General features: G+C 43.1%; 25 protein-coding genes and 3 pseudogenes. 15 read left to right on the forward strand and 13 right to left on the reverse strand.

Annotated features, from left to right (window positions below; genetic code table 11):
* Positions 1-4 precede the first annotated feature (4 nt).
* The 4 genes from cheR to cheZ all read left to right on the forward strand — a co-directional run bounded on the left by cheR (position 5) and on the right by cheZ (position 3073).
* Positions 5-892, forward strand: coding sequence for a protein-glutamate O-methyltransferase CheR (gene cheR / locus WDV75_RS08625; RefSeq protein ID WP_273557379.1), 888 nt, complete (start codon positions 5-7; stop codon positions 890-892).
* On the forward strand, positions 885-1937 hold the full coding sequence (locus tag WDV75_RS08630; protein WP_189759646.1) for a protein-glutamate methylesterase/protein-glutamine glutaminase: 1053 nt from the start codon (positions 885-887) through the stop codon (positions 1935-1937). The genes cheR and WDV75_RS08630 overlap by 8 nt, the downstream gene beginning before the upstream one ends.
* An 80-nt stretch (positions 1938-2017) precedes the next feature.
* Positions 2018-2407: a chemotaxis response regulator CheY gene (gene cheY / locus WDV75_RS08635; protein ID WP_193848364.1), complete on the forward strand. Its 390-nt coding sequence runs from the start codon at positions 2018-2020 to the stop codon at positions 2405-2407.
* 9 nt (positions 2408-2416) lie between these two features.
* Positions 2417-3073 carry a protein phosphatase CheZ gene (cheZ, locus tag WDV75_RS08640; protein ID WP_273557380.1) on the forward strand — a complete coding sequence of 219 codons (657 nt, stop codon included), beginning with the start codon at positions 2417-2419 and terminating at the stop codon, positions 3071-3073.
* A 104-nt stretch (positions 3074-3177) separates the two neighbouring features.
* On the opposite strand, the gene WDV75_RS08645 is transcribed toward cheZ, so the two are convergent.
* A complete protein-coding gene (locus tag WDV75_RS08645) occupies positions 3178-3750 on the reverse strand; it encodes a recombinase family protein (RefSeq protein WP_273557381.1) in 573 nt (190 codons plus the stop codon).
* Between the two features lie 317 nt (positions 3751-4067).
* Here WDV75_RS08645 and WDV75_RS08650 point away from each other — a divergent pair, with 317 nt between their 5' ends.
* The 3 genes from WDV75_RS08650 to flhA all read left to right on the forward strand — a co-directional run bounded on the left by WDV75_RS08650 (position 4068) and on the right by flhA (position 8871).
* A complete protein-coding gene (locus WDV75_RS08650; RefSeq protein WP_273557382.1) occupies positions 4068-5444 on the forward strand; it encodes an alanine/glycine:cation symporter family protein in 1377 nt (458 codons plus the stop codon).
* Positions 5445-5639: 195 nt separating this feature from the next.
* Complete coding sequence (flhB, locus tag WDV75_RS08655) at positions 5640-6791, forward strand: flagellar biosynthesis protein FlhB (RefSeq protein ID WP_273557383.1); 1152 nt, start codon at positions 5640-5642, stop codon at positions 6789-6791.
* Positions 6784-8871 carry a flagellar biosynthesis protein FlhA gene (gene flhA, locus WDV75_RS08660; protein WP_189759640.1) on the forward strand — a complete coding sequence of 696 codons (2088 nt, stop codon included), beginning with the start codon at positions 6784-6786 and terminating at the stop codon, positions 8869-8871. Before flhB ends, flhA begins: the two co-directional genes overlap by 8 nt.
* 63 nt (positions 8872-8934) lie before the next feature.
* Here flhA and WDV75_RS08665 read toward each other — a convergent pair.
* Positions 8935-9123, reverse strand: a pseudogene (locus WDV75_RS08665) (transposase); the annotation flags it as partial.
* A gap of 324 nt (positions 9124-9447) precedes the next feature.
* Positions 9448-9642: pseudogene (locus tag WDV75_RS08680) on the reverse strand (hypothetical protein); the annotation flags it as partial.
* A gap of 30 nt (positions 9643-9672) precedes the next feature.
* Between WDV75_RS08680 and WDV75_RS08685 the strand changes: the two are divergent.
* Positions 9673-10437: a hypothetical protein gene (locus WDV75_RS08685; protein WP_273557384.1), complete on the forward strand. Its 765-nt coding sequence runs from the start codon at positions 9673-9675 to the stop codon at positions 10435-10437.
* 94 nt (positions 10438-10531) lie between these two features.
* On the opposite strand, the gene WDV75_RS08690 is transcribed toward WDV75_RS08685, so the two are convergent.
* Positions 10532-10702, reverse strand: a complete 171-nt coding sequence (locus WDV75_RS08690) for an Nmad5 family putative nucleotide modification protein (RefSeq protein WP_273557385.1) — start codon at positions 10700-10702, stop codon at positions 10532-10534.
* Between the two features lie 48 nt (positions 10703-10750).
* Positions 10751-11308, reverse strand: coding sequence for a DUF2815 family protein (locus tag WDV75_RS08695; RefSeq protein ID WP_273557386.1), 558 nt, complete (start codon positions 11306-11308; stop codon positions 10751-10753).
* A 17-nt stretch (positions 11309-11325) separates the two neighbouring features.
* Here WDV75_RS08695 and WDV75_RS08700 point away from each other — a divergent pair, with 17 nt between their 5' ends.
* On the forward strand, positions 11326-11532 hold the full coding sequence (locus tag WDV75_RS08700) for a lysis system i-spanin subunit Rz (protein WP_420497481.1): 207 nt from the start codon (positions 11326-11328) through the stop codon (positions 11530-11532).
* A gap of 26 nt (positions 11533-11558) precedes the next feature.
* Positions 11559-11639 (forward strand): hypothetical protein, encoded by an 81-nt coding sequence (locus WDV75_RS22105; protein ID WP_420497486.1) that lies wholly within the window; start codon positions 11559-11561, stop codon positions 11637-11639.
* 171 nt (positions 11640-11810) lie between these two features.
* Here WDV75_RS22105 and WDV75_RS08710 read toward each other — a convergent pair whose 3' ends face one another.
* A complete protein-coding gene (locus tag WDV75_RS08710) occupies positions 11811-12212 on the reverse strand; it encodes a hypothetical protein (protein WP_273557387.1) in 402 nt (133 codons plus the stop codon).
* Between the two features lie 220 nt (positions 12213-12432).
* Here WDV75_RS08710 and WDV75_RS08715 point away from each other — a divergent pair.
* Positions 12433-12989 (forward strand): annotated as a pseudogene (locus WDV75_RS08715) (terminase small subunit).
* 359 nt (positions 12990-13348) lie between these two features.
* Here WDV75_RS08715 and WDV75_RS08720 read toward each other — a convergent pair.
* The 7 genes from WDV75_RS08720 to flgA form a co-directional block, all read right to left on the reverse strand.
* The gene (locus tag WDV75_RS08720; RefSeq protein WP_273557388.1) at positions 13349-14290 is read right to left on the reverse strand and encodes a fimbrial protein; all 942 of its coding nucleotides are present in this window, start codon (positions 14288-14290) and stop codon (positions 13349-13351) included.
* Positions 14291-14302: 12 nt separating this feature from the next.
* Complete coding sequence (locus WDV75_RS08725; RefSeq protein ID WP_273557389.1) at positions 14303-16786, reverse strand: fimbria/pilus outer membrane usher protein; 2484 nt, start codon at positions 16784-16786, stop codon at positions 14303-14305.
* A 73-nt stretch (positions 16787-16859) separates the two neighbouring features.
* Positions 16860-17567: a molecular chaperone gene (locus tag WDV75_RS08730; RefSeq protein WP_420497482.1), complete on the reverse strand. Its 708-nt coding sequence runs from the start codon at positions 17565-17567 to the stop codon at positions 16860-16862.
* 84 nt (positions 17568-17651) lie between these two features.
* On the reverse strand, positions 17652-18203 hold the full coding sequence (locus tag WDV75_RS08735) for a fimbrial protein (RefSeq protein WP_273557390.1): 552 nt from the start codon (positions 18201-18203) through the stop codon (positions 17652-17654).
* A gap of 684 nt (positions 18204-18887) precedes the next feature.
* Positions 18888-19328, reverse strand: coding sequence for a flagella synthesis protein FlgN (locus WDV75_RS08740; RefSeq protein WP_273557391.1), 441 nt, complete (start codon positions 19326-19328; stop codon positions 18888-18890).
* A gap of 23 nt (positions 19329-19351) precedes the next feature.
* Positions 19352-19651 carry a flagellar biosynthesis anti-sigma factor FlgM gene (gene flgM, locus WDV75_RS08745; protein ID WP_047770686.1) on the reverse strand — a complete coding sequence of 100 codons (300 nt, stop codon included), beginning with the start codon at positions 19649-19651 and terminating at the stop codon, positions 19352-19354.
* Positions 19652-19773: 122 nt separating this feature from the next.
* Positions 19774-20451, reverse strand: a complete 678-nt coding sequence (flgA, locus tag WDV75_RS08750; RefSeq protein ID WP_273557392.1) for a flagellar basal body P-ring formation chaperone FlgA — start codon at positions 20449-20451, stop codon at positions 19774-19776.
* Between the two features lie 210 nt (positions 20452-20661).
* Here flgA and flgB point away from each other — a divergent pair, with 210 nt between their 5' ends.
* From flgB to flgE, 4 genes are read left to right on the forward strand one after another with little or no spacing between them, the layout of a single operon-like run.
* The gene (gene flgB / locus WDV75_RS08755) at positions 20662-21078 is read left to right on the forward strand and encodes a flagellar basal body rod protein FlgB (protein ID WP_189759962.1); all 417 of its coding nucleotides are present in this window, start codon (positions 20662-20664) and stop codon (positions 21076-21078) included.
* Between the two features lie 5 nt (positions 21079-21083).
* Positions 21084-21488: a flagellar basal body rod protein FlgC gene (gene flgC, locus WDV75_RS08760; protein WP_047770689.1), complete on the forward strand. Its 405-nt coding sequence runs from the start codon at positions 21084-21086 to the stop codon at positions 21486-21488.
* A 13-nt stretch (positions 21489-21501) separates the two neighbouring features.
* Positions 21502-22212, forward strand: coding sequence for a flagellar hook assembly protein FlgD (locus WDV75_RS08765; protein ID WP_273557393.1), 711 nt, complete (start codon positions 21502-21504; stop codon positions 22210-22212).
* Positions 22213-22227: 15 nt separating this feature from the next.
* Complete coding sequence (gene flgE, locus WDV75_RS08770) at positions 22228-23466, forward strand: flagellar hook protein FlgE (RefSeq protein WP_273557394.1); 1239 nt, start codon at positions 22228-22230, stop codon at positions 23464-23466.

Here is a 23466-nt window from a genome sequence, read left to right on the forward strand (position 1 = left end):
TCAGATGAAAGCCAATTCAATAGCTTCAGAAACTGATGCTACTGTGTCGCTGAACTTTATGCTTCAGCGACATGCTTTGTCAGATGCGCAATTTGAGCGCATCTGCCAGTTTATCTATCAACGGGCTGGCATAGTACTGGCAAAAAATAAGCGTGAGATGGTATACAACCGTTTAGTCAGGCGGCTTCGTCTATTGGGGCTTAATGATTTCGGTCAATATCTGTCGATTCTGGAACAAGACAGTCACAGTAAAGAATGGGAATCATTCATTAATGCATTGACTACTAATCTTACCGCATTTTTCAGGGAAGCCCACCATTTTCCTATTTTGGCGGCCCATGCCAGCAGGAAAAATGGTGGAACATACCGCGTTTGGAGTGCTGCTGCTTCAACGGGGGAGGAGCCGTATTCTATTGCAATGACCTTGTGTGATGCACTGGGGCATCGGTCAAATCGGATAAAAATCATTGGCAGTGATATTGATACCAGTGTGCTGGAAAAAGCCAGGCGGGGTGTTTATCGGCTGGAAGAATTACAGTATCTGAGTGAAAGCCAAAAGAAAAAATATTTTTTCAAAGGGGTTGGTCGCTTTGAAGGATATGCACGGGTTCGTCCTTTACTTGCTGAATTGGTGAGTTTTCAGCATTTGAACCTGCTTGATTCTGATTGGGCACTCGAAGGTAAATTTGATGCAATATTCTGCCGTAATGTCATGATTTATTTTGATAAAAAGACGCAGGAAAGGATCTTGCGTCGTTTTGTCAATTTCTTAAAACCGGATGGTTTGCTCTTTGCAGGGCATTCCGAAAACGTCACTCAAATCAGCCGAGAGTTCTACTTGCAAGGACAGACCGTTTACGGTGTAGGTCGGGCAAGGAGGGGTCATGAATAAAATAACTGTTCTTTGTGTGGATGATTCGGCGTTAATGCGTCAAATCATGCGGGAAATTATCAATAGTCACCCTGATATGGAAGTTGTCGATTGTGCTCCAGATCCATTTGTTGCCCGTGATTTAATTAAAAAACACAATCCGCAGGTATTAACATTGGATGTTGAGATGCCGCGCATGGATGGTATTGATTTTCTGGAAAAATTGATGCGGTTGCGTCCTATGCCTGTTGTGATGGTGTCTTCTCTGACAGCAAAAGGTTCGGAAATTACATTGAAAGCATTGGAACTGGGAGCGGTGGACTTTGTGACTAAGCCACAATTGGGTATCCGTGAAGGTATGTTAGCTTATAGCGAACTGATTGCCGAAAAAATCCGTGCCGCAGCCCAGGCTAAAATCAGTCCGGTAGAGCCGATATCGGTAAGTACAGCACCATTGAATTTCAAGCCACTATTATCCAGTGAAAAACTCATCGCAGTAGGAGCATCGACAGGAGGAACTGAAGCAATCAAAAACCTGCTGCAACCCCTGCCGATCACCAGTCCGGCTTTATTAATTACTCAACATATGCCTCCGGGTTTCACCCGTTCTTTTGCACAAAGACTTAATAAACTGAGTCAGATAACGGTAAAAGAAGCTGAGGATGGGGAGCGTGTTCTGCCGGGACATGCTTACATTGCCCCTGGCGATCGTCATATGGAGCTTTGCCGCAGTGGGGCTAATTATCAAATCATGGTAACCCATGCTCAGCCAGTTAATCGCCATCGTCCTTCCGTTGATGTCCTCTTCCGTTCCGTTGCTAAATATGCCGGGCGCAATGCGGTAGGCGTTATTTTAACCGGTATGGGTAATGATGGTGCTGCCGGCTTGTTGGAAATGAAGCAGGCGGGTGCTTACACATTAGCCCAAAGCGAAAAAAGTTGTGTCGTTTTTGGTATGCCACGGGCTGCGATCCAGTTAGGGGCGGTGGATGAAGTCATGGATCTTCAAAAAATCAGTAAAACTATGCTGGCCAAAATCAGTGCGGGGCAATCGGTTCGTATTTAGTCGTTGTATTTGGTAGTTGTATTTGATGTTAATTTTTGCAGCGCTGTGCTGCTGGATAAGTGAAATTCCAAGGAGTTTTTATGGCAAGTAAGGATCTGAAATTTTTGGTCGTCGATGACTTTTCAACTATGCGTCGAATTGTACGTAATTTACTGAAAGAACTGGGATTCAACAATGTAGATGAAGCGCAGGATGGAGCAGAAGCGTTGACTAAACTCCGCACTGCCGAATTTGATTTTGTTATTTCTGACTGGAACATGCCAAATATTGATGGCCTTGAATTGTTGAAAACGATCCGCGGTGAAGAAAAACTGGCAGCTTTACCTGTCCTGATGGTAACGGCGGAGGCAAAAAAAGAGAACATTATTGCAGCAGCCCAAGCCGGAGCGAGCGGTTATGTTGTGAAACCGTTTACTGCGGCTATTTTGGAAGAGAAACTCAATAAAATATTTGAAAAATTGGGGCTCTAAGGAGACAAAATGAGTCAGAATCCAGTCATGCCGAGAAGTGAGGCGATCTCAACCAGTGAGATAATCAGCCGTATTGGGCAGTTAACCAGAATGCTGCGCGATAGTTTACGTGAACTGGGATTGGATCAAACCATCGCTCAGGCGGCTGAGGCGATCCCAGATGCAAGAGAGCGATTAAATTACGTTGTTCAAATGACGGCACAAGCGGCTGAAAGGGTGCTGAACTGCGTTGAAGTCGCACAGCCCCGTCAGAACGAATTGGAAGCATCAGCAAAAGTGTTAACCCAACGTTGGGATGAATGGTTTGCAAATCCGAAGAATTTGGATCTGACCGATGCTCGCTCACTGGTAACGGACACGAGAAATTATTTGAATCTCGTACCTGATCATACTTCATTTACCAACACTCAATTGCTTGAGATCATGATGGCGCAAGACTTTCAGGATCTTACTGGGCAGGTAATTAAGCGGATGATGGAAGTTATTCAGGAGTTGGAAAAACAGTTGGTCATGGTATTAATGGAAAATATGCCATCCGACCAGATGGCTAAAGCGAAAAAAGAGAACGACAGTCTTCTTAACGGCCCTCAAGTTAACCAGAATGGGGCTGGTGTGATTAGCAACCAGGCACAGGTTGATGATCTATTGGATAGTTTAGGTTTTTGATAACGAGTATAAGAGCTTTAACGAACGGAATCTTTATATTTTGGTTGCGCTTGGGTGAGCCGGATGGCTGGCTCAAGCGCCTGCTTCGATGACATTAATTCAGGTCATGCAGAGGAAACAACCACTTTCCCGACGGGTAAATACTTATAAATTGTTGATAACGATACATTGTAAATAATCGACAACTGCTTCCGGCTATGCCCTTTATTCAATAACCTGGCGGCCTGTTGTCGATTTTCCTCGGTAAACACCACTGGCCGTCCACCAATGCGCCCCTGTTCCCGTGCTGCGGCTAGTCCGGCATTGGTTCTTTCTACAATCAGCTCACGTTCCATTTCTGCCAGTGCACTCATTACATGGAAAAAAAACCTTCCCATTGCCGTACTGGTATCAATACTGTCAGTCAGGCTTTGAAAATGAATTCCGCGTTCATGCAGTTCTGAAATCAGGGTGACCAGATTCTTTACACTACGCCCCAGCCGATCCAATTTCCAAACCACCAGTGTATCGCCAGATTTAAGATGCTTTAAGGCACGTTTTAGCCCAGGACGATTAGCCGTCTTCCCGCTGATCTTGTCTTCAAAAATCAGCTCACAGTGAATACTGACTAACGCATTTCTTTGTAAATCACTATTTTGGTCATTTGTTGACACTCTGATGTAACCAACTCTTGCCACTCGATAATCCTGTAGTCATTCTAGAAACTATGTGAAAAGCAAATAATACCCATTTATTCACTATAAAAAACCTTTAATTTATTTAATGGCGAGATAAAAATTTGGATTTGGCAGTGAGATATCAGAATCAATGATGTAAGAAGAATGATTATCAATAAGATTGATAAAGCATAACCATAACGAGTGACTCAACTCACAGTATCAATTTTTTCTTGCCAAAGATACTCAAATAACCCTCGCTTATTTTCTCAAAATGCTCTTTATTTAATTGAAATAATTTTGTTACCAACTTGTTATGTTAAATGCCGAGGGTGTATATGGAATTAATTACACAATGGTTATCTGCACTAAACGGGGTAGTATGGGGTGTTCCCATGCTAATTGGGCTTTTGGGGATTGGTATCTTCATGCAAATCCGCTTGTCTTTCTTACCGATACGTAAATTAGGCACGGGGTTCAAATTACTCTTTCAAAAAAATGAACAACGAGGTGAAGGTCAAATTTCACCGTTTAACGCGCTAATGACTGCATTGTCAGCGACAATCGGGACTGGAAATATCGCGGGAGTGGCGACAGCCATTGTGATGGGCGGGCCCGGAGCTATGTTCTGGATGTGGATGACCGCATTGGTGGGCATGGCGACGAAATATTCAGAAGCAGTCTTGGCGGTACGTTTCCGTGAAACCGATAAAAACGGTAATTACGTTGGCGGTCCGATGTATTACATCAAAAACGGCTTGGGTAAAAAATGGGTGTGGCTGGGAACACTCTTTGCTTTCTTCGGCAGTATTGCGGGTTTTGGTATCGGCAATACCGTACAAGCCAACTCTGTCGCTGACGTATTGCAAAGTAACTTTGGTATTGAAAAAACCATCACGGCCGGTATCTTGGTCGTTTTGGTGGGTGCCGTGTTAATCGGCGGTATCAAACGCATTTCTGATGTCGCTGGTAAATTAGTGCCGATTATGACTGTCGGTTACTTTGGGGCAGGGATTATTGTTTTGGCACTTAATCTTACAGCTATTCCCGATGCATTTGCTTTAATCATCAAATCTGCTTTCACGCCTGTTGCGGCGCAGGGGGGATTTGCTGGTGCAGCAGTTTGGGCGGCGATCCGTTTTGGTATTGCCCGCGGCGTATTCTCTAACGAAGCAGGCATGGGAAGTGCGCCTATTGCTCACGCCGCGGCAAAAACCCAAAATCCCATTCGTCAGGGTTTGATTGCCATGCTGGGAACCTTTATTGATACGATCGTCGTCTGCTCCGTAACAGGCTTAACCATTGTTATTACCGGTGGCTGGCTGACAGGCCAAACGGGCGCAACTCTAACCGCTGCTTCTTTCTCAACCGTGATCCCGGGAGGCAACTATATCGTTGCTGTTGCTTTGGCTATTTTCGCCTTTACAACCATTTTGGGATGGAGTTTTTATGGTGAGAAATGTATCCAATATTTATTGGGGCCAAAAGCCATAGTACCTTTCCGTATCCTTTGGATTATTGCGTTGCCGATTGGCGCCACTCAGTCGTTAACATTTGTCTGGTTGCTGGCAGATACCCTTAATGCCATGATGGCGATCCCCAACCTGATAGCCATTGCCTTTCTTAGTCCGGTAGTCTATCGCCTGACGAAAGATCATATCCGCGATGTTAATGCTGATAGTATTGATATTAAGGCACCAGTTAAAATAGATTAAAAAACGCATTGAGATGGCTGTTACTGGCCATCTCAATGCAAAATAGTTGTCATAATGCCCCAAATATCCCCGCAAATTTTGCAGTGTTCCCGCCATTGAATTTCTGGGCTTTTGTCATGCTTAACACAATTTTATTTGCCCTTTCCTAAAGGCAAATTTTCTGCATGTAATCACGAACGCTCACCAAGGAAAGCTGTGGCTGAAGATAGCGATCTCGAAAAAACCGAAGAACCCACGCCCCATAAACGGGAAAAAGCTCGCAAAGAGGGGCAAATTGCGCGTTCTAAAGAACTCACCTCAATCCTGATGTTAGCGGGAGGGGTAAGTTTGCTCTGGATGAGCGGACAATCGATTACCCATGAACTTTCCCTGATGGTATTCGAAGGATTCAATTTCGACCATAACATGGTCAGTAACGACAAACAGATGGTGCAACAAGTTGGTCGGTTACTGAAACAAGCGGTTTGGGCGTTACTGCCGGTTTTTATTGGATTGGTCTTAATTGCTCTCAGTGCGCCAGCGTTGATGGGCGGGCTGCTATTCAGCTCAAAATCGATCAAATTTGACTTGACCAAGTTGAATCCCATCTCAGGCTTGAAGAAAATTTTTTCCATGAATGCATTGGCGGAATTATTCAAAGCCATTTTGAAGGCATCATTGGTAGGAGGGGGGGCAGCCCTGTTTATCTGGCTTAATTGGCCTACTATGCTCAATCTGTCTGCTCAACATCCGCTGATAGCCTTGAGCGATGCCATGATGATGCTGATTTTTGCCAGTTATATTGTCTTATTTATGTTGATACCCATGGTAGCGTTTGATGTGTTTTATCAGATCCGCAGCCACTTGAAAAAATTGAGAATGACCCGTCAGGAGATCAAGGATGAATTTAAGGAGCAAGAAGGGGACCCACATGTAAAGGCCAGAATTCGTCAACAACAGCGAGCGGCTGCGCGTAAGCGCATGATGGCAGATGTGCCGAAGGCGGATGTCATTGTCACCAACCCGACTCATTACGCTGTTGCCTTGCAGTATGACAGCAAAAAAATGAGTGCTCCCAAAGTATTGGCAAAAGGGACAGGACTCATTGCCTTGCGCATTAAAGAAATTGGTGCGGAAAATCGCATTCCATTACTGGAAGCTCCACCTTTGGCACGCGCGTTGTTTCGCCATGCTGAGGTTGGCGGCTTTATTCCTGCGGCATTATATGCTGCTGTCGCAGAAGTGCTTGCCTGGGTTTACCAATTGAAACGTTGGAAACAGGAAGGTGGCCTGAAACCGAAAAAACCTGAAAATCTGCCAGTGCCGCCAGCACTGGATTTTGCTGGAGAAAATAATCGTCATGGCTAATCTGGCCTCATTATTACGTTTATCAGGGAATATAAAAGGCTCCCAGTGGCAAATGCTTGCGGGGCCTGTTCTAATCCTCATGATCTTGTCAATGATGGTACTGCCGTTGCCACCATTCCTGCTTGATCTACTGTTCACTTTCAATATCGCGCTTTCTATCATGGTCCTGCTGGTGGCAATGTTTACCCGCCGGACGCTGGATTTTGCCGCATTCCCGACCATTTTGCTGTTTTCAACCTTACTGCGCCTGTCACTGAATGTGGCTTCCACACGAATTATCTTAATGGAAGGACACACGGGATCTGCGGCGGCAGGGCAAGTCGTGGAAGCTTTTGGTCACTTCCTGGTTGGTGGTAATTTTGCCATTGGTATCGTGGTTTTCGTTATCTTGATCCTGATTAACTTTATGGTCATTACCAAAGGTGCAGGGCGTATTGCAGAAGTCGGTGCGCGCTTTGTATTGGATGGAATGCCAGGTAAACAGATGGCGATTGATGCTGATTTAAACGCTGGTTTGATCGGCGAAGATGAAGCTAAAAAGCGTCGTGCCGAAGTGACACAGGAAGCGGATTTCTACGGTTCAATGGACGGTGCGAGCAAATTCGTACGTGGTGATGCGATTGCCGGATTGATGATATTGGTGATTAATATCATTGGTGGCTTGATTGTTGGTGTTGCTCAACACGGTTTGTCTTTGGGGGATGCCGCAGAAGCCTATACTTTGCTGACCATCGGTGATGGCTTGGTTGCTCAGTTACCTGCATTAATTATTTCCACAGCGGCAGGTGTTATCGTAACGCGCGTAGCGACAGATGAAGATGTTGGTCAGCAAATGGTGACCCAGCTTTTCAACAATCCAAAGGTAATGATGTTGAGTGCAGGTGTACTCGGCTTGCTTGGATTGGTGCCGGGAATGCCTAATTTCGTCTTTTTGTTATTTACGGCGGCTTTGGCGGGCGTGGGCTATTTCCTATTGCGTAAGGACAAAAATCCGCTTGTGGCACAACATGAAGAGATGAAAGCGGTGGAAGAACAACAACAAACCGCAGAAGCCTCATGGTCTGATGTGCAACTGGAAGATCCACTGGGAATGGAAGTGGGTTATCGTTTGATCCCAATGGTGGATTTCCGCCAAAACGGTGAATTGCTGGGCCGTATTAGTGGTATTCGTAAAAAATTCGCGCAAGAAGTGGGATATCTGCCACCCGTTGTGCATATTCGTGACAACCTTGAATTGGCGCCAGCCAGCTACCGTATCATGATGAAAGGCGTAGAAATTGGGCGTGGTGAAGCCCATCCGGGACGTTGGTTAGCGATTAATCCGGGCGGTGCGGTGGGCGAATTGCAAGGTGACTTGACGACAGATCCTGCTTTTGGTCTGGCTGCTGTCTGGATTGATGACAGTTTAAGAGAACAGGCGCAAGTGCAAGGTTATACTGTCGTAGCGGCCAGCACGGTTGTTGCAACTCACCTAAACCATTTGCTCTCCCAGCATTCCAGTGAACTGTTTGGCAGACAGGAAGCGCAGCAATTGTTTGAGCGCGTCAGTCAGGAAATGCCGAAACTGACGGAAGATTTCATTCCTGATGTCGTGAGCCTGACAACCTTGCATAAAGTTTTGCAAAACTTGCTGGCGGAACAAGTGCCGATCCGCGATATGCGTACCATTGTTGAAACACTGGCAGAACATGCGCCGGTACAGAAAGATCCTTATGAATTAACGGCCATGATTAGAATCGCGCTTGGCAGGGCGATTGCCCAGCGATGGTTCCCGAATGCGGATGAAATCAAAGTGATTGGCTTGGATGCGGGGTTGGAAAGATTGCTGCTACAGGCACTGCAAAATGGCGGCGGACTGGAGCCAGGTTTGGCAGAAAGTTTGGAACGTCAGGCGGCAGAGGCATTGGAGCGTCAGGAAATGTTGGGAGCACCACCGGTATTATTGGTCAACCATGCACTTCGTCCACTGTTGTCTCGTTTCTTACGTCGTGTATTGCCTAGATTGGTTGTACTGTCCAACCTTGAAATCACTGACAATCGTCAAATCAGAATGACGGCAACGATTGGGGGTGCGAGGTAGAAAAAATAATGGATATACGCATTAAACTTCAAGTTGCAATTTACAACATGCTATGAAACGTGCTTTCTCCCCGCGAAGTGGGGAGAAAGCACACATATATTGAAGTCGCTCCTGCTTTAACTGGTGAACCCAGGACTCCATCGCAGACTTACTCACATTCATTGCCTGAGCGGCTTCTCTCACGCTGTAATTTTGGTCAAGGATTAACTGGGCTGATTCCAGTTTGAATTCAGGACTGAGACGTCTTTGCATAATGTCACCTGTTTGATTGTTGAAGTGAGAATATCACCTCTATGATAGTGACCAAAATTATTGAATCACATCATATTGATGTGGGGTTCATGCAGGTTAGCATCCGCTGGAATGGGCACAGGGTTTCTTCACCTGCGGATTCTCCTTAAGTTTTGCAAAACTTGCTGGCGGAACAAGTGCCGATCCGCGATACCTTCTCAGTTGGAAGCGTTAGCGTCTGGTGTTCTTACGTCCTTCAAACTCGAAACTTCGGAGCGAAACATCATCTCTCGACTAACCGAAGACTATGACCCTGTTGTGTTCATCCGCGAACGGCTGCTTGATCGGATCGAGTAAACTTTGATGTAATTCGGCGGGTATGGTCGTATCATTGGTAATATCCCATACCTGAACAGGGTTATTGTTAATCGCCCATGCAAATTACATAATTTCGGTATGTTCGGCGTAAGCGTGAGTGCCATTTTTAATCGGCACTTCACTGTAGGTTTCGAGGTCGAGCCAGAGAATAGTATTATTCATAATAATTAGTTTTAAATTGTTGAGGGATACATGGGAAGTTTAAAAGATTTTGTCGATATTAAAAAATTAGTGATAACCGTTGTTATTATGGTTATCTTTTTTGTAGCGGGTTACGGTTATATAAAAGATAAATCAAGAGAATTTGATGGGCCAACACAGGAAGAAATATTAAAAACATGGCCAATCTTGAATGTCATTCGCTTCATTGAACCAGAGCGATATGATGAATTTTACTTTTCAATTAGAGATTCATACCTTATTAAAGGTAAGGATGCTAAAAATAGTGCTATTATGAAAAATGTATTATCACTGAGGAAATGGTCTGATAGTCACTTACCTGAAATACTAAATTATTCTTCTGATGATGCTGTCAATGTTTTTACCAAGTATCGCGTCAAGCTTTTTAGTGGCTTATTAACTATGGATCCCACCGGGATGGAATGTTTTAAGTCATTATACCCTGGTGTACTTGGAGAGCCTGATTTAGATAGAATAGGAAAGTCACTAGGAGATAAAATGGGTCAAAAATATTATATGGAGGGTTTTATAAACTCAATAAAACAGCCCGTTAAAGCTAATAGGCTGCCTGCCTCACAAGTGGAAAAAGCGCTTACTAATATTTACATTAAATTGATAGAAAGACATGGAGATCTTGTTACTTCTGAAGACATAAAGGAATTAGCCAAGAATCCTAAATTATCATGTGAAATTCAACGTGATTTTTATGAGTTAATTTCAAAAGAAGATTCGCATCTTTCTGCTGAAATTACGCGTTATCTAAGTGGTTCTAAATAAATTATAATTAATCTTGCCCCGTAATAATTAGCGGGGCATTCCTTACATTTAACCAACAATCTCGGATGGCAACCCGATCATCTCATTAAGTGCTTCACGGCGAACGGTGGGAACAGATGCAGCTTTCACCGCCGATGGCTTCGATTCTTACTTTTTCAGCCCAGATCGCACGGTCTTTATATAATTGCTCCTCTTTTTCAAATATTCCAGATTTATCCAGCACATTTTTAATAATTTGGTTTTTTATATCTTTATTTAACTTCATGGTTATTTATCCTAATTAAAACCCCACATAATTAGCGGGAAAATGTTATTAACTAAAAATATCGGCTTCTGCGTCAGCGCCCTCGCTGATATCGTTAAAATCATCCACCGATGCAACACCGCCACCCGCGAACGCATCGCCGTCGCGATAAAACTGACCCCCAGCGAGCGACGCGGATATTCCTTTGCCGTTATTGTCGTAGGCAAAAACATTGATAGTGGCATTCACGTAACAACCAGAATATGAGCGCTCATCCTGTGCAGTTAATAGTGTGCGTAATTTGTCAATAACCAACGGGCGCGACTTGTTGCTGGTGGAAATATACATACAACCAGGATAGCCGTCATCGTTGGGTTTATCGTCACCATCACGGAAATTAAAACGCATATTATTACCGCGAATAGATTTTAAAATAGAATCCGCTTTAGCCTCCCATTTTTCAGTCGCCACTTTCAGAATCGCGGCTTCAATTTCAGCAATTAAATCTGTTCGCTCTTTTGGAATTAAAAATATTGCACGGAATTTAAAATCACCCTGACCGTTAACCTGAGTCGTCTCAAATAAATCAGGAAATGCCAAACGTACATTTGGTAATTTAATTTTCATACTATTTTGTCCATTTATTGGTTGGATATAGTTATGCGAATATATCGTCTGATATAACCGATACCATCACTTACCAGAACACGCACATTGAAATACTGCATGAGTTAGACACCAAACATATTCAGGAATTCGTCAATGCCAAATCTGAAATCGATGCTCTTCGCGCTGATGTTGCCGCTGGTCATTGCAAGCTGCGGATCAAAGCCATCTGCCCCCGTGTCTAAAGCCACAGACACATCCAGCCTGGGCAATGCAGGAACCCCACAGCTTACCGAACCAGCTAAACAAGATTATTACGATCTCCTCCGTAATGATGGCGGAGAACAGGTAGCAGACTGTATATCTGCAGGACTATGACTATATCAAGACTGAATGTTATAAGGTAACAAAATGAATGCTTAACAAACAACCTTACAGCCATAGTAACAGGGAATGCCTCACCACCTCAGACCAAATGACCTGGAGTGGCGAAGATAACATCTAACGGCTCAGAAACTAAAAATCAATAAGGTGGATGAGCAGCCCACGCCCTTTTTATTGCCGGTAAAACATTTTCTTCATAATCGGCTAAGCTACGAACATTAGGGTAACGGGTCTGTACATATTTAACTCCGTTTAACGCCATTGTTGGGGTAAATCCAAGCAGATTCAAATATCTTTCTATATTCGATAAATTAATAGGTCCATAAGCTAAGTCAGCAAATGCAGCTCTGATAGTCAATCTTCCGAATCCATCAACACTTAGGAATCTACATTGGATTAAATATTCTAGATATACGTTAAGAATATCAGCGCCTAAAGAATGAGAGGCAGAATGCTCAATAGTGGCTCGAGTACGAAGAACTGGCCTGCGTCTGACTAAGGGAAAGCTGGTTTTAAATGGATCTCGCGGATTTATTGGCATAGCGACCTCCATAAAGTATGTTTACATATACTTAATCCCATTTCTGCCCAACAACAAGCGAATAAAACTTAACAATTAATTACCCTCTGAAACTAAACACAATATTTCTGTATCCATTCACTGAGTGGCTACAGAAATAACCCATGCTGCCACCTGTTCCTATCGTGTACCCAGCGCACACGGGCTGGCGGCATTTTTTATATTTACAGGAACCAAAAACATGACGACAAAACAGAAAACGTTTTGTCGTGAATACCTACCTGGTCGATTTAAATGCAACGCAGGCAGCGATCCGAGCAGGGTACAGCCCGAAACGCGCCAGTGAAATCAGCTATCAGTTGATGAAAAAACCATTGTTATCGCGTTAATCGATAAGTTGAAACAGGGGCACAATAAACAGTTGGGTATTGATGCTAATTATGTGCTAATGCGCCTCGTTGAAATCGACCAGATGGATGTGGCGGATATTTTGGAGGAGGACCTCAGTATCAAACCATTGCCCGAAGGACCGGAATCATGGCGCCGTTATCTCAGCGGGTTCAATCTGGCTGAGATGTTCGAGGGTTGAGGTGACGAGCGCGATACTGTCGGCATACTCAAAAAAATCAAATAGCCGGACAAAGTCAAAAACCTCGAATTGCTAGGTAAACACGTCTCTGTTCAGGCATTCCGCGAGAACGTCAAAAACGAACTGACAGGCGCTAATGACGGCTCAATCGAGGTAGCTAAACGACACCCGAACAGGCAGAGGCTGCCTATAAGAAAATGATGGGGTGACGCAATGCCTGTGCCGTTTCTGTTTGATTTTCGCACCCCGGATTATAACGCGGCATTCGAATATTTTCCGATGTTTTTTTGCTCAAGGCGGCGAAAAATACGGATATCTGGTTAGCGCCGATAATAGAAACTGTGCTCCAACGGGTATGGTCAGAAACCGGTTTTTTACTGGAAAAGGCAAGAGAATATTTATATCGGAACGCCTTTAAAACACCGTAAAGAAAGCCATGTAAAAATAAGACATTGAATGTATGTTTTGAAAGGTTTAATTCTTAAGATCCTGTGTATGAGATTGGTATATAAGGTGATCATTGAAATGATCACCTTATTATGGATTAATCTGAATTAATACAGGCTCATTACTTATAATCGATAGTGAAAGTGGCTGTAGCATTAACGCTACCGGCAATGACGATATTACTGGTTTGATAATACTTTGCCTTATATGACAATGTCTTCAAAGAATTTATCACGCCAAGAGCTTGCGGTTCACCAAACTTCACAGGATTGTCTTTGTCATCTAACATCTGGATGCCGATCCCTTTTGCTGATGAGGTCGAATCAGCATTTATCACTCCATTTGTATGGGGCTTTCCCGGTTCCCAGGTAATATTCGCGTTCGGGGAGCCTTTACATTGCACATTAACCTCGAAAGAACGTCCACCAGCCGTATCACCGATATTTTTAAAGTGACTTTTTAATACGGTTCCCATCGGAACATTAACAATCGGCGTGGTTATTTCACAAGATCTTGCCGTGATGTTAAAAGAAGGGATTTTATAAGTGAAAACCGTATGCTTATTTTTAGTATCAGCCATCGTTATTATTATTTCATTGACGGTTCCTGATTGAACAGTGCTATTGATCTCAATAAAAAATTTACTGTTCAATTTTCTGTTGCTGATGCCGATCCCTCTTGAACTACCTACATTCATAGTCTGACTCACTACACCATTAGGTTGGAGTTCCCATTTAAATCTGACACCAGGAAGACTGGTTTCATAAAAGTTATTTTTAGGGGTGCCTACATTGACTCCAGTCATGGATTTTACGTATATATGCTGATCGGGTATATTGCAGCTTACCCTCATCTCGTTATTGGAGGCGTTTTTTTTGTCTGGCAAATTTTTATAGTCAACATAAATATCATCAAATCTGATTATTTCCTGCATTCTATTTGCCTTACATACTGCGGCTATACCCGGTGTTGAATAGCTTCCCGCGACAATAACAATGATTAATGCCAATAAAAAGTTATTAGCTTTAATCTGAAAGTGATTATTACGTTCAAAATTAAACATGATAAATTCCTTTTAGGTGCGGCAATCAGCAGTCAGGCGTAATACGCCTGACTTTTCGGGCAGCACTGATACATCTGTTTTTGCACGACATTGTTGGTGCTTGTTTTTTCCCCATTGTACTTTTATTTCTGCCTGTTCGGGGACCGCATTCAAATACAACTCACCGTCATCACCAACAATCCCGCTACTGTCACCGTTTGTTAATGCTGCGCTGGCACCGAAAGGCACAGGTTTGCCGTTGTAACGTAATGTCACCAATATACGGTGCCCTTGACGGATACGAAAATTGGCAGCAACCACGGCCCCGCGAGTCGGTACAATGTGTTGCACTGAATTGTCAAGATCAACACCATCAGCCAGCATTTCGGTATCCAGGGCAATCCGGTTGTAGGTATAAGGTTCGATCGACGGGATCACGGCATAGCCACGTGAATCCGTTTTAATTCCACTGTGATTTAAAATTTTTGTTTCGGCTGCTCCGGCTGCTTTGACCAGTGCTACGGTTTCACCTAATGATTGAGAAAACGTAATGCCGTCTTGATGGGCGACAATACCGCCAGACAGCCCGTAGTTAAGTGATTGGCTATTATCACTGTAGCTGTAGCCCAAATTCACACGGCCAGAAGAATGGCTATATTCCAGCGAAACACCACCGCTCGTCCCTTCCATATTGTTGCTGTGCTCTCCGTGGATACTATATGACAAGGTATGATCGTCCAATGCGCTGCCACTAATTGTCAGTTGTTGGCTTCCTCGACTGTGGCCATTTCTATTCATGCTGTAAGTTACCCATCCATTAGGCAGCCACTGATCCAGGGGAATAGAAACAGTAAACGATGTCTGTATATCCTTACTCTTAATGGATTTATGATTGGCGTCGTAGGAAAGGTTCAACCCATAACTGATCCCTGCAAGGTTAATGTTGTAACCTGCAGATAATGACTGGTTGGTGCCTTGTTTTCCCCAGTAATCTTGCTGATAGGCAGACACATAAATATTGCCAAAATCCCCCATCCCTTGATTTAAGGTTAGCTGCAATTGGCTACGCTTATTCTGGCCGCGGCCGGCTTCTTTTCTTACTGAATATTCATTCGCTTCTGCAAATGAATAGTATTCTGGGGTGGAATAGCGATATCCAGCCAATGTCAGGGATGTTCCCGTTGCCTCGATACTTTTCGTATATTGGATTCGGTACGATTGCCCTTGTTTATGTTTATTCTCATGCAACCAGGCATCTGCTTGTGTCATATCCAGAGAAATCGCCCCAAAATTACCTAAACCAATTCCCAAACCCGCGTTAAACGCCCGGTAGTTTTCTGCTACCTGAACACCAGATAGCAAACTTAACCGATTAGAGAGTCCATAGATAAATGTCGCTTCACTAAAATAAGGTTTATCAGTGTTGGCGTTGGAATAACGGTAGCGCCCCAAGGTAACCTGATATTTTAATTGTCCTTCTCGTTGCATCACGGGTACTGATGAAAATGGTTGCACAAATTTACGCTGTTGCCCGTCTTTTTCGGTGATTGTGATATCCAAATCACCCGAGCCGGAGGTGGAATAAAGATCCGTAATAACGAAAGGCCCCGGTGGAACATAGCTTTCGTAAATAACGTAATTATTTTGGCGGATTGTTACGCGCGCATGGGTTTGAGCAATACCTCGGATAATTGGCGCAAATCCACGCTGGCTGCTGGGCAACATTAAGCTATCGGATGTCATAGAAGCCCCGATAAATGGCACGCTTTCAAATATATCTCCGTCAGTAAAGGTTTCGCCGAGAATTATTTGACTTTTTAGTTCTGGAATGTCCCGTTGGATGTAACTGTTAATAGATGAAAAACGACTCTCACCTTGGTTTTTTTCAGAATTATACTCATAAACCGATTGATTCCTTATACGCCAGGCTCCGATATTGATTCCGCTTTGTAAATTTAAAAAATAACTTTGATTTTTTGTGTTTTTATTATCATTCTCCGAACCACTAAAATTATAGCTCATTAAAAAGGCTGACTCTCCATGCTGCCATAAATGTGGTGCTACAGTATCTTTGGCTTGATTATCCAAAGCTGCTTGTGGAATGCTGATATCCAGACGTTGCCCATAGAAATCAAATGAAGTCGATGCCTGCAGAATATATTCGCTAATATCATCAATAACTTGTTCAGGAGAGAGTTTCATCAACGCAGGAAAAGCGGACATCTTCACACCAAACTGTTTTAAATTATCAACCGTTAGTTGTGGAGACAGTTTTCCATTTTCCAGTTTAATAAAATTAACCTGTTTTGTTTCTTTCTCTTCCCCGTTAAGAAATATGTTCACCTGATACTGACCTGGTAATTGACCACCGGGGAATGAAAATACGCTTAAATCAATCGCCGATTGAGTTTCATCTAACTCCAATGCTGATAAGCGAAAATAATCCTGTGCCGTGACGGGTAATGATAACAATACGGAAAAACATAAAATAAAGATTGAAAGCAAATATGTTGGCATAATTGTGCCGCTACTCTTTTTATATTTAAAAAATATGATTTTTCGTTCCCAATATTTAACTTTTATTTTCTTTTTAAGGCAGGTTTTTAATAACTTCTTTACTTATACCGCCATGACTGTTGATGCTATTCCAGCTAACTAAGCCTGATGATTCAGATGGCAGAACGAAATGTGCTACACCATGCGGAGGGATCATATCCGTACCCGTCAGGGGCTTACCGGCCACTTTGAGCTGCCCGATGGTTACGTAATAATTACTGGGGTTTCTGACCTCAAGTTGGTGACCAATGCGATGAAATGTCAGCATCTTATAAGCTTCTTCAGAATCACCTTCAATGCCTTCAGGCCGATAAAACAATTTAATTCGGGTTTTCACCGCAATTAATAAAGTATTTTGTTCGTTTTCTTGTATAGCAGGAATAGACTTTACATTAAGATAAAAAACCGATTCCCTATCTTCAGGTAAATTACCGCCGATACGGACAATACGAAGAATACTTTCTTTGTCAGCATCCAAACGAAATAGCGGAGGCGTTACAATAAAAGGCGCTTTTTCTCCTTTTGAGTCAGCACTGATAAACGACTGAATTAAATAAGGCCGGCTTTCGTCAGCGTTTTTCACCGAAATTGAAGTTTCTTTTTTATTTCCTTTATAAATAACACGGGTTCCACCAATAGTGACACCCGCCCAGGACGGAAATATAAAAAATAATAAAAATATGAGCGTTATTTTTTTTGTTAACATATACGATATAAATATTTTTTTTATTTTATCTTTCATTATTACATGACTGCTTATGATGTTAATAGCTCCTGGCCGCAGCCATAAAAATACCTCTGCGGCTAGGGAATAGATAATTAATTTTTATTTGTAATTTATATTAAAATTAAGTGTGGCATCGGCCTTGCCAGCTCTGACGCTTTGTCCATTAGATACATAAGCCACTTGTAAAGGTATTTCCATATCAGCCTTGTCGATTGTAACTCCTGGCAGCTTAGAAGAGGAAGAAAGATCTATCAGCACACCTGCGTTGTTATAAATACCAATGCCAATTCCGGCTGCAGCTGTTCCAGAAGATCCATCTAATGCTAATAGCCTGTTATCGGTGGAATCCGGTGTATTTCCAGAAAGTGTGACTTCCATGATAAGCGGTGTGGTAGTCACAGGACAGCCGGTTAATTTAATACTAAAAGGCTTTTTGCTCCCTGTAATTTCAGATCCTTTTTTTCCGATATCGCTCATGTGATATGTTCCCATATTTACAGTATTGCCAGAAACATCACTATCACACGTTGATTCTATAATATCCCCGTGGAATTTTACTGATCCCGTTGTTACCGGAAAAGCCGCATAAGAAACACTACTTACTGAAACCAATATTGCAGCAATAAAAGATGAAACTAAACTATTTTTCATTCACACATCCATAACAATCATAATATGAAACTACTTATTATGTATAACGCAATATAATAAAGTGCCATAACAAAAAGATTTTGAGCACAGATTTTTGTGCGCAGAAGAAAAATTTACCTTATGTATCAGAAAAGATCAACAAAACGATCGGTAATCACGATCAATTGCCAATATATTGATAGGATTTATCAATCAAAGGGAAATGAAGAATTTGCGGGAAGCTTTTTTACGTAAGCGATAATTTTTTCTTTTTCTATCAAAAGCATATCGAGGAAAATGGGGTTGCGTACCGGTTCGGTTTGGTCACAATATCAGCAAATGACTTTTATCGTAATAATGATAATCGCTTTTTAAAAAAACATAATCAATATCAAATTAACACTTTGGAGTCATATACGCATTAAACTTCAAGTTGCAGCTTGCAAATCAATGTGATTGCTTATATTTCCTCCGCGTAGCGGGGTGATATAAAACGCATCTTGCAGTTAGATTGGTATAACTAAAAAAGTGAATATATCGGAACTATCACCGAGGGACTATATTCCTTTAAAAGCGCGTTAGTATAATGAGAATTATTTTCTTTTTTATCAAGGGGGAAATACAGATACACAGAAACAGACCCCTTATCACTGTCAATAAACCAAGAGGTCTGTAGAGCTTACTGCTTAGGCAGTAACCGAATGATCAAACGCTGATCTTGTGGCCTGATAGCGCTGAATGACGACGGGCTTGGCCGTCTGCACCATAAAAAGAAGGGCTGTGGTGAGTTTTCAGAAAAGCGATCGCTTTACTATTTAACGCTATATGTTGTTCCAGTAAAAATCCGTTATGTGAATTTAAATCACGGATGTGTTCAACAGATTGACTAATTTGACTCCATAAGACGGCTAGCCTTTTATGGTTAGCATAAGGAGCATTTATTTTTAGCGTGTCATTTAACTGCTGGCGTTTTCGTTCAGCATGATCGAGCGCTGAAAGCAAAAATGTCTTTTGTTCCGTCACACGATGTAAATGATTCACTTCAATAAAGCCTTCGCTCAATATGCGCTGTTCTTCTGCCATAGTTTGCGAAAGCAAATTTAAGTGCGCGCTTTGCTGTTCAAGCAAGAGTTGAAGTTCTTCCATTTATGGCTCTTTAGATTGGGTGTTTATTTATCATATTCCATGTTTTCAAGGGCCTCCCTAAATAGAGCATCAGCAATTTTACCGCTGTCCATCGTTAGGGTTCCCTTTGCAATGGCTTCTTTCAGTTGTTGTACTTTCTGGATATTAATATCCTGACTGCTTGGCTGAACGAGCTTTTTCTGCGCTTCGCTCAGCTTAACTTGTGTATCTGCGCTTTTTTCTGCAACAGCCACAATTCTGCGAGTGCTCTGAGCACCTTCATTGGCATTGCGCTGTTGTAAAGCAGCAATAGCCAGTAGAGGTTGAGTGCGTTCAATACTCATAATCGTAATCCTTTAATCAGGCATTATTTATTTGTCTTAGGTAGCAGGCGATATACCGCTGGCATGCCTGTAAATCATGGTCTGTTGGTTATATCGGCGTGAAGAAGTAAAACTTTAGCCATTTATAACATCATTTTTACACTACCATTTTCTTGAGCTTCACCCGTAATGACCTGTCCAGAGTTCAGGCGGACACGGATATTATCAAAACTCGCGGCGTTGTTAATCGCTTTTCCTTCATAACGCACCTGAAAATGGTGCCCATCTACGGTGACAACCACATTTTGCCCGGCTTGAATTGCCCAGGGACGCCGGATCATATTGCGTGTGATGAATTGTCCGGCAGGTATGTTGCGCAGCGCAATACCATTTTGTATGGCTTTGCTGTTACGGATTATGTCGTTTGGCAGCTTATCTAAGGAACCTGTTTTTACTTGAAAATCTTTTATTGTCAGGGCTGTATTGCGGCTAATAGCCCGCTTAGAAACCAAATAAGGGCCGATGACATTGACATAAACCTGAATAAAACGGCGTTGCTGACCACAAGTCACAGGTACAGAAAGGTTACCCCAATTTTTGTTGCTAAGTAATGGTTGTATTTCAGGATGTTCACAAACCGGCCATTGTTGTTCGGGCGTTTTGATCTCCACTGAAACCTGATGATTTGATGGGCGATGGATCTGCCTGAAATAGCCATCTATTAATTGCGGTATGTTGTTTCCCCAAGCGGCAGAACTGCCGAAAACAAAAAATAGATTAAGGAAAAAGGCAAGGAACCCGATAAATTTTAGTGCAGGCATTTCACCACCTTAAATCCTGTTAGCGAGCCATGATTACAAAAAATATTCAGCACCTGTTGGATGTTATGTAGTGTAACTCGATTGATTATTCGTTAATGGGATAAATAGCAATTCAATTTGTTTCTATTCTTCGAATTACCTTTTTCTTCTCCGTTTATTCTGTTAGCTGCTTGGGGCTTATCCCCGACAGAACTAACCCGAGGGAGGAATATGCTCGATAAATTAGATGCCGCTTTTCAATTTCGACAAGAAGCGCTGGCGCTCCGCAACCAGCGGCAGGAAATTTTGTCTGCCAATATCGCCAATGCGGATACCCCTGGCTATCAGGCGCGTGATATCGATTTTGCTGCTCAACTGAAAAAAGTCATGGCACATGGTCGTGTAACGGGGAATGGAATTGGGCTATCTCTGACTTCCGATCGACATATTCCCGTTCAGCCTCAAAAACGTCTGGAGATGGATCTGCTGTATCGGGTGCCATACCAGACCGCCATGGATGGAAATACCGTTGACATGGATATAGAACGCAGCAATTTCGCAGATAACAGTTTGAAATATCAGGCTGAACTCACGATGACCAATGCACAAATCAAAAGCATGATGTCAGTTCTACAGTCACAAGGATAATGGGAATGTCTCTACTTAGTATTTTTGATATTGCCAGTTCGGCGCTTTCTGCTCAGTCTCAGCGACTGAACGTTAGCGCCAGTAATATGGCGAATGCCGACAGTGTTGCGGGGCCGGATGGTGAGCCATACCGTGCCAAGCAAGTGGTCTTCCGTGTCGCCGCTCCCGCAGGCCAAGAGGTTGGCGGTGTTCGCGTTAGTGAAGTTGTGGATGATCCTTCACCTTTCCGTCTTGAATATCAGCCTGGCCATCCACTGGCCGATGAAAAAGGTTATGTACGTATGCCGAATGTGGATGTTGTTGGAGAAATGGTCAATACCATCTCCGCTTCCCGCAGTTATCAGGCGAACGTCGAAGTGCTAAATACGACCAAATCCATTATGTTGAAAACGCTGACACTAGGCCAGTAACAGGAATATCGTTATGGGAATTACCGCTTCTGTTAATGAATCATTGGATAATTCAACCGTCGGTGAACTGGCTAAGTTGACCAACCGAGAATTGCAAAGCAGTGGTGATATTAAAGATAACTTCTTGAAGATCTTGGTTGCTCAGCTCCAAAACCAAGATCCAACCAACCCAATGCAAAACAGTGAAATGACTTCACAGATTGCGCAGATCAGCACGGTTGAAGGGATTGAGAAGCTCAATAAGACGCTGGGTTCCATTGTCGGGCAAATGGACAGCAACCACACGATGCAAACGGTCGCACTGATTGGCCGAGATGTCATGGTGCCCGGCAATGAGATTTTGCTGGGGGCTAGTGAAAACAGTGCAACCCCAATCGGCTTTGAACTAAATCGACCCGCCGATACTGTCAAAGTGACCATCAGAAATAAAAGTGGCGTAGTTGTTCGGGAGATGGAATTCAATAAATTGGATCCCAATTCATCTGAATTTTTGGGTGCCGGTGTACACAGCTTCGGATGGGATGGTAAAGACGCAGACGGCAATGTAGTGGAACAAGGCGCTTACAACTTCACCGTTTCCGCAAGCCAGCAGGATCAAGCGCTGATGGTCAATGCCCTGAGAGCTGCCAAGGTTGAAGGTGTTGTGCGGCAAGAGAATGGCACGAAATTGGATTTAGGGCTGGTGGGTACGGTAAACATGGACGAAGTTCGTCAGATTCTTTAATTAAACGGAGGACATATGGCTTTTTCACAAGCGGTCAGTGGCTTAAATGCTGCAGCAAGCAACTTAGACGTTATTGGTAATAATATTGCAAACTCGGCAACATACGGATTTAAATCCAGTTCTGTTGCTTTTTCCGATGTGTTCAGTGGCTCAGATGTTGGGTTGGGCGTGAAAGTTTCTGGCATGGTGCAGAACTTTAAGGATGGTTCAATCACCAAAACCAATGATCAATTAAATATGGCGATCACCCAGGGCGGTTTTTTCCGTATGCAGGATACCAACGGTAATATTTTTTATTCCCGTAATGGTCAATTTAAAATGGATGCTGATCGTAATGTGATCGATATGCAGGGCATGAAATTGACGGGTTATCAAGCCATTCAGGGTAAAGATGGTCCTGAAATTCAACAAGGTGCCGCACCAGGGCCAATTTCGATTCCCACAGACATGCTGGCTGCTAAGGCGACGACAGAAGTTAAGATGAAGGCTAACCTGAATTCGATGCATGACAAGATCGATACGGCAGCTAATCCATTTAAACCGGATGTGAAAGATACTTTTAACTACAGTTCCGGTATCTCGGTATACGATAGCCTCGGCAATGAACATAATGTCAATGTGTTCTTTGTCAAGACAGATGATAATCAGTGGGATATTTATGCCCTGGATACTTCTGTTAAGAATGCGGTAGCTGAAAAATTAAACAAAAAGGGCAGTGTGAGTTTTGATGGTAATGGTAAGCTTGCGGCACCTACAACGGCTGACAACGTATTTGCTTTCGCTATGCCAGCCTTGAATGGTTCTAATCCGGCCACAATCGAGTTTGACTTTAACGGTAGCAAGCAGCAGAGAGTCAAAGAAGATTCCATTTCTAATCAAAAGCAAGACGGTTATGCGGCAGGTCACTTCACCAACTACCAAGTTGAGGGGGATGGCAAAATTTACGGTATTTATTCTAACGAGCAGAAACAAGTATTGGGACAAGTCGTACTGGCGAACTTCTCCAATCCGGCAGGCTTAGCTTCTCAGGGTGATAACGTTTGGATCGAAACCGGTGCATCCGGTAGCCCAGTGGTCGGCACCGCAGGTTCAGGTAACTTCGGTAAGTTGATCAGTAGCTCATTGGAATCATCAAACGTTGATATGAGCCAGGAGCTGGTCAGTATGATTGTCGCCCAGCGTAACTACCAATCTAACGCCCAGACCATCAAAACGCAGGATCAAATTCTGCAAACGCTGGTCAGTATGCGTTAA

This window comes from Xenorhabdus griffiniae (genome assembly GCF_037265215.1).
In the GTDB taxonomy this organism is placed as follows: domain Bacteria; phylum Pseudomonadota; class Gammaproteobacteria; order Enterobacterales; family Enterobacteriaceae; genus Xenorhabdus; species Xenorhabdus griffiniae.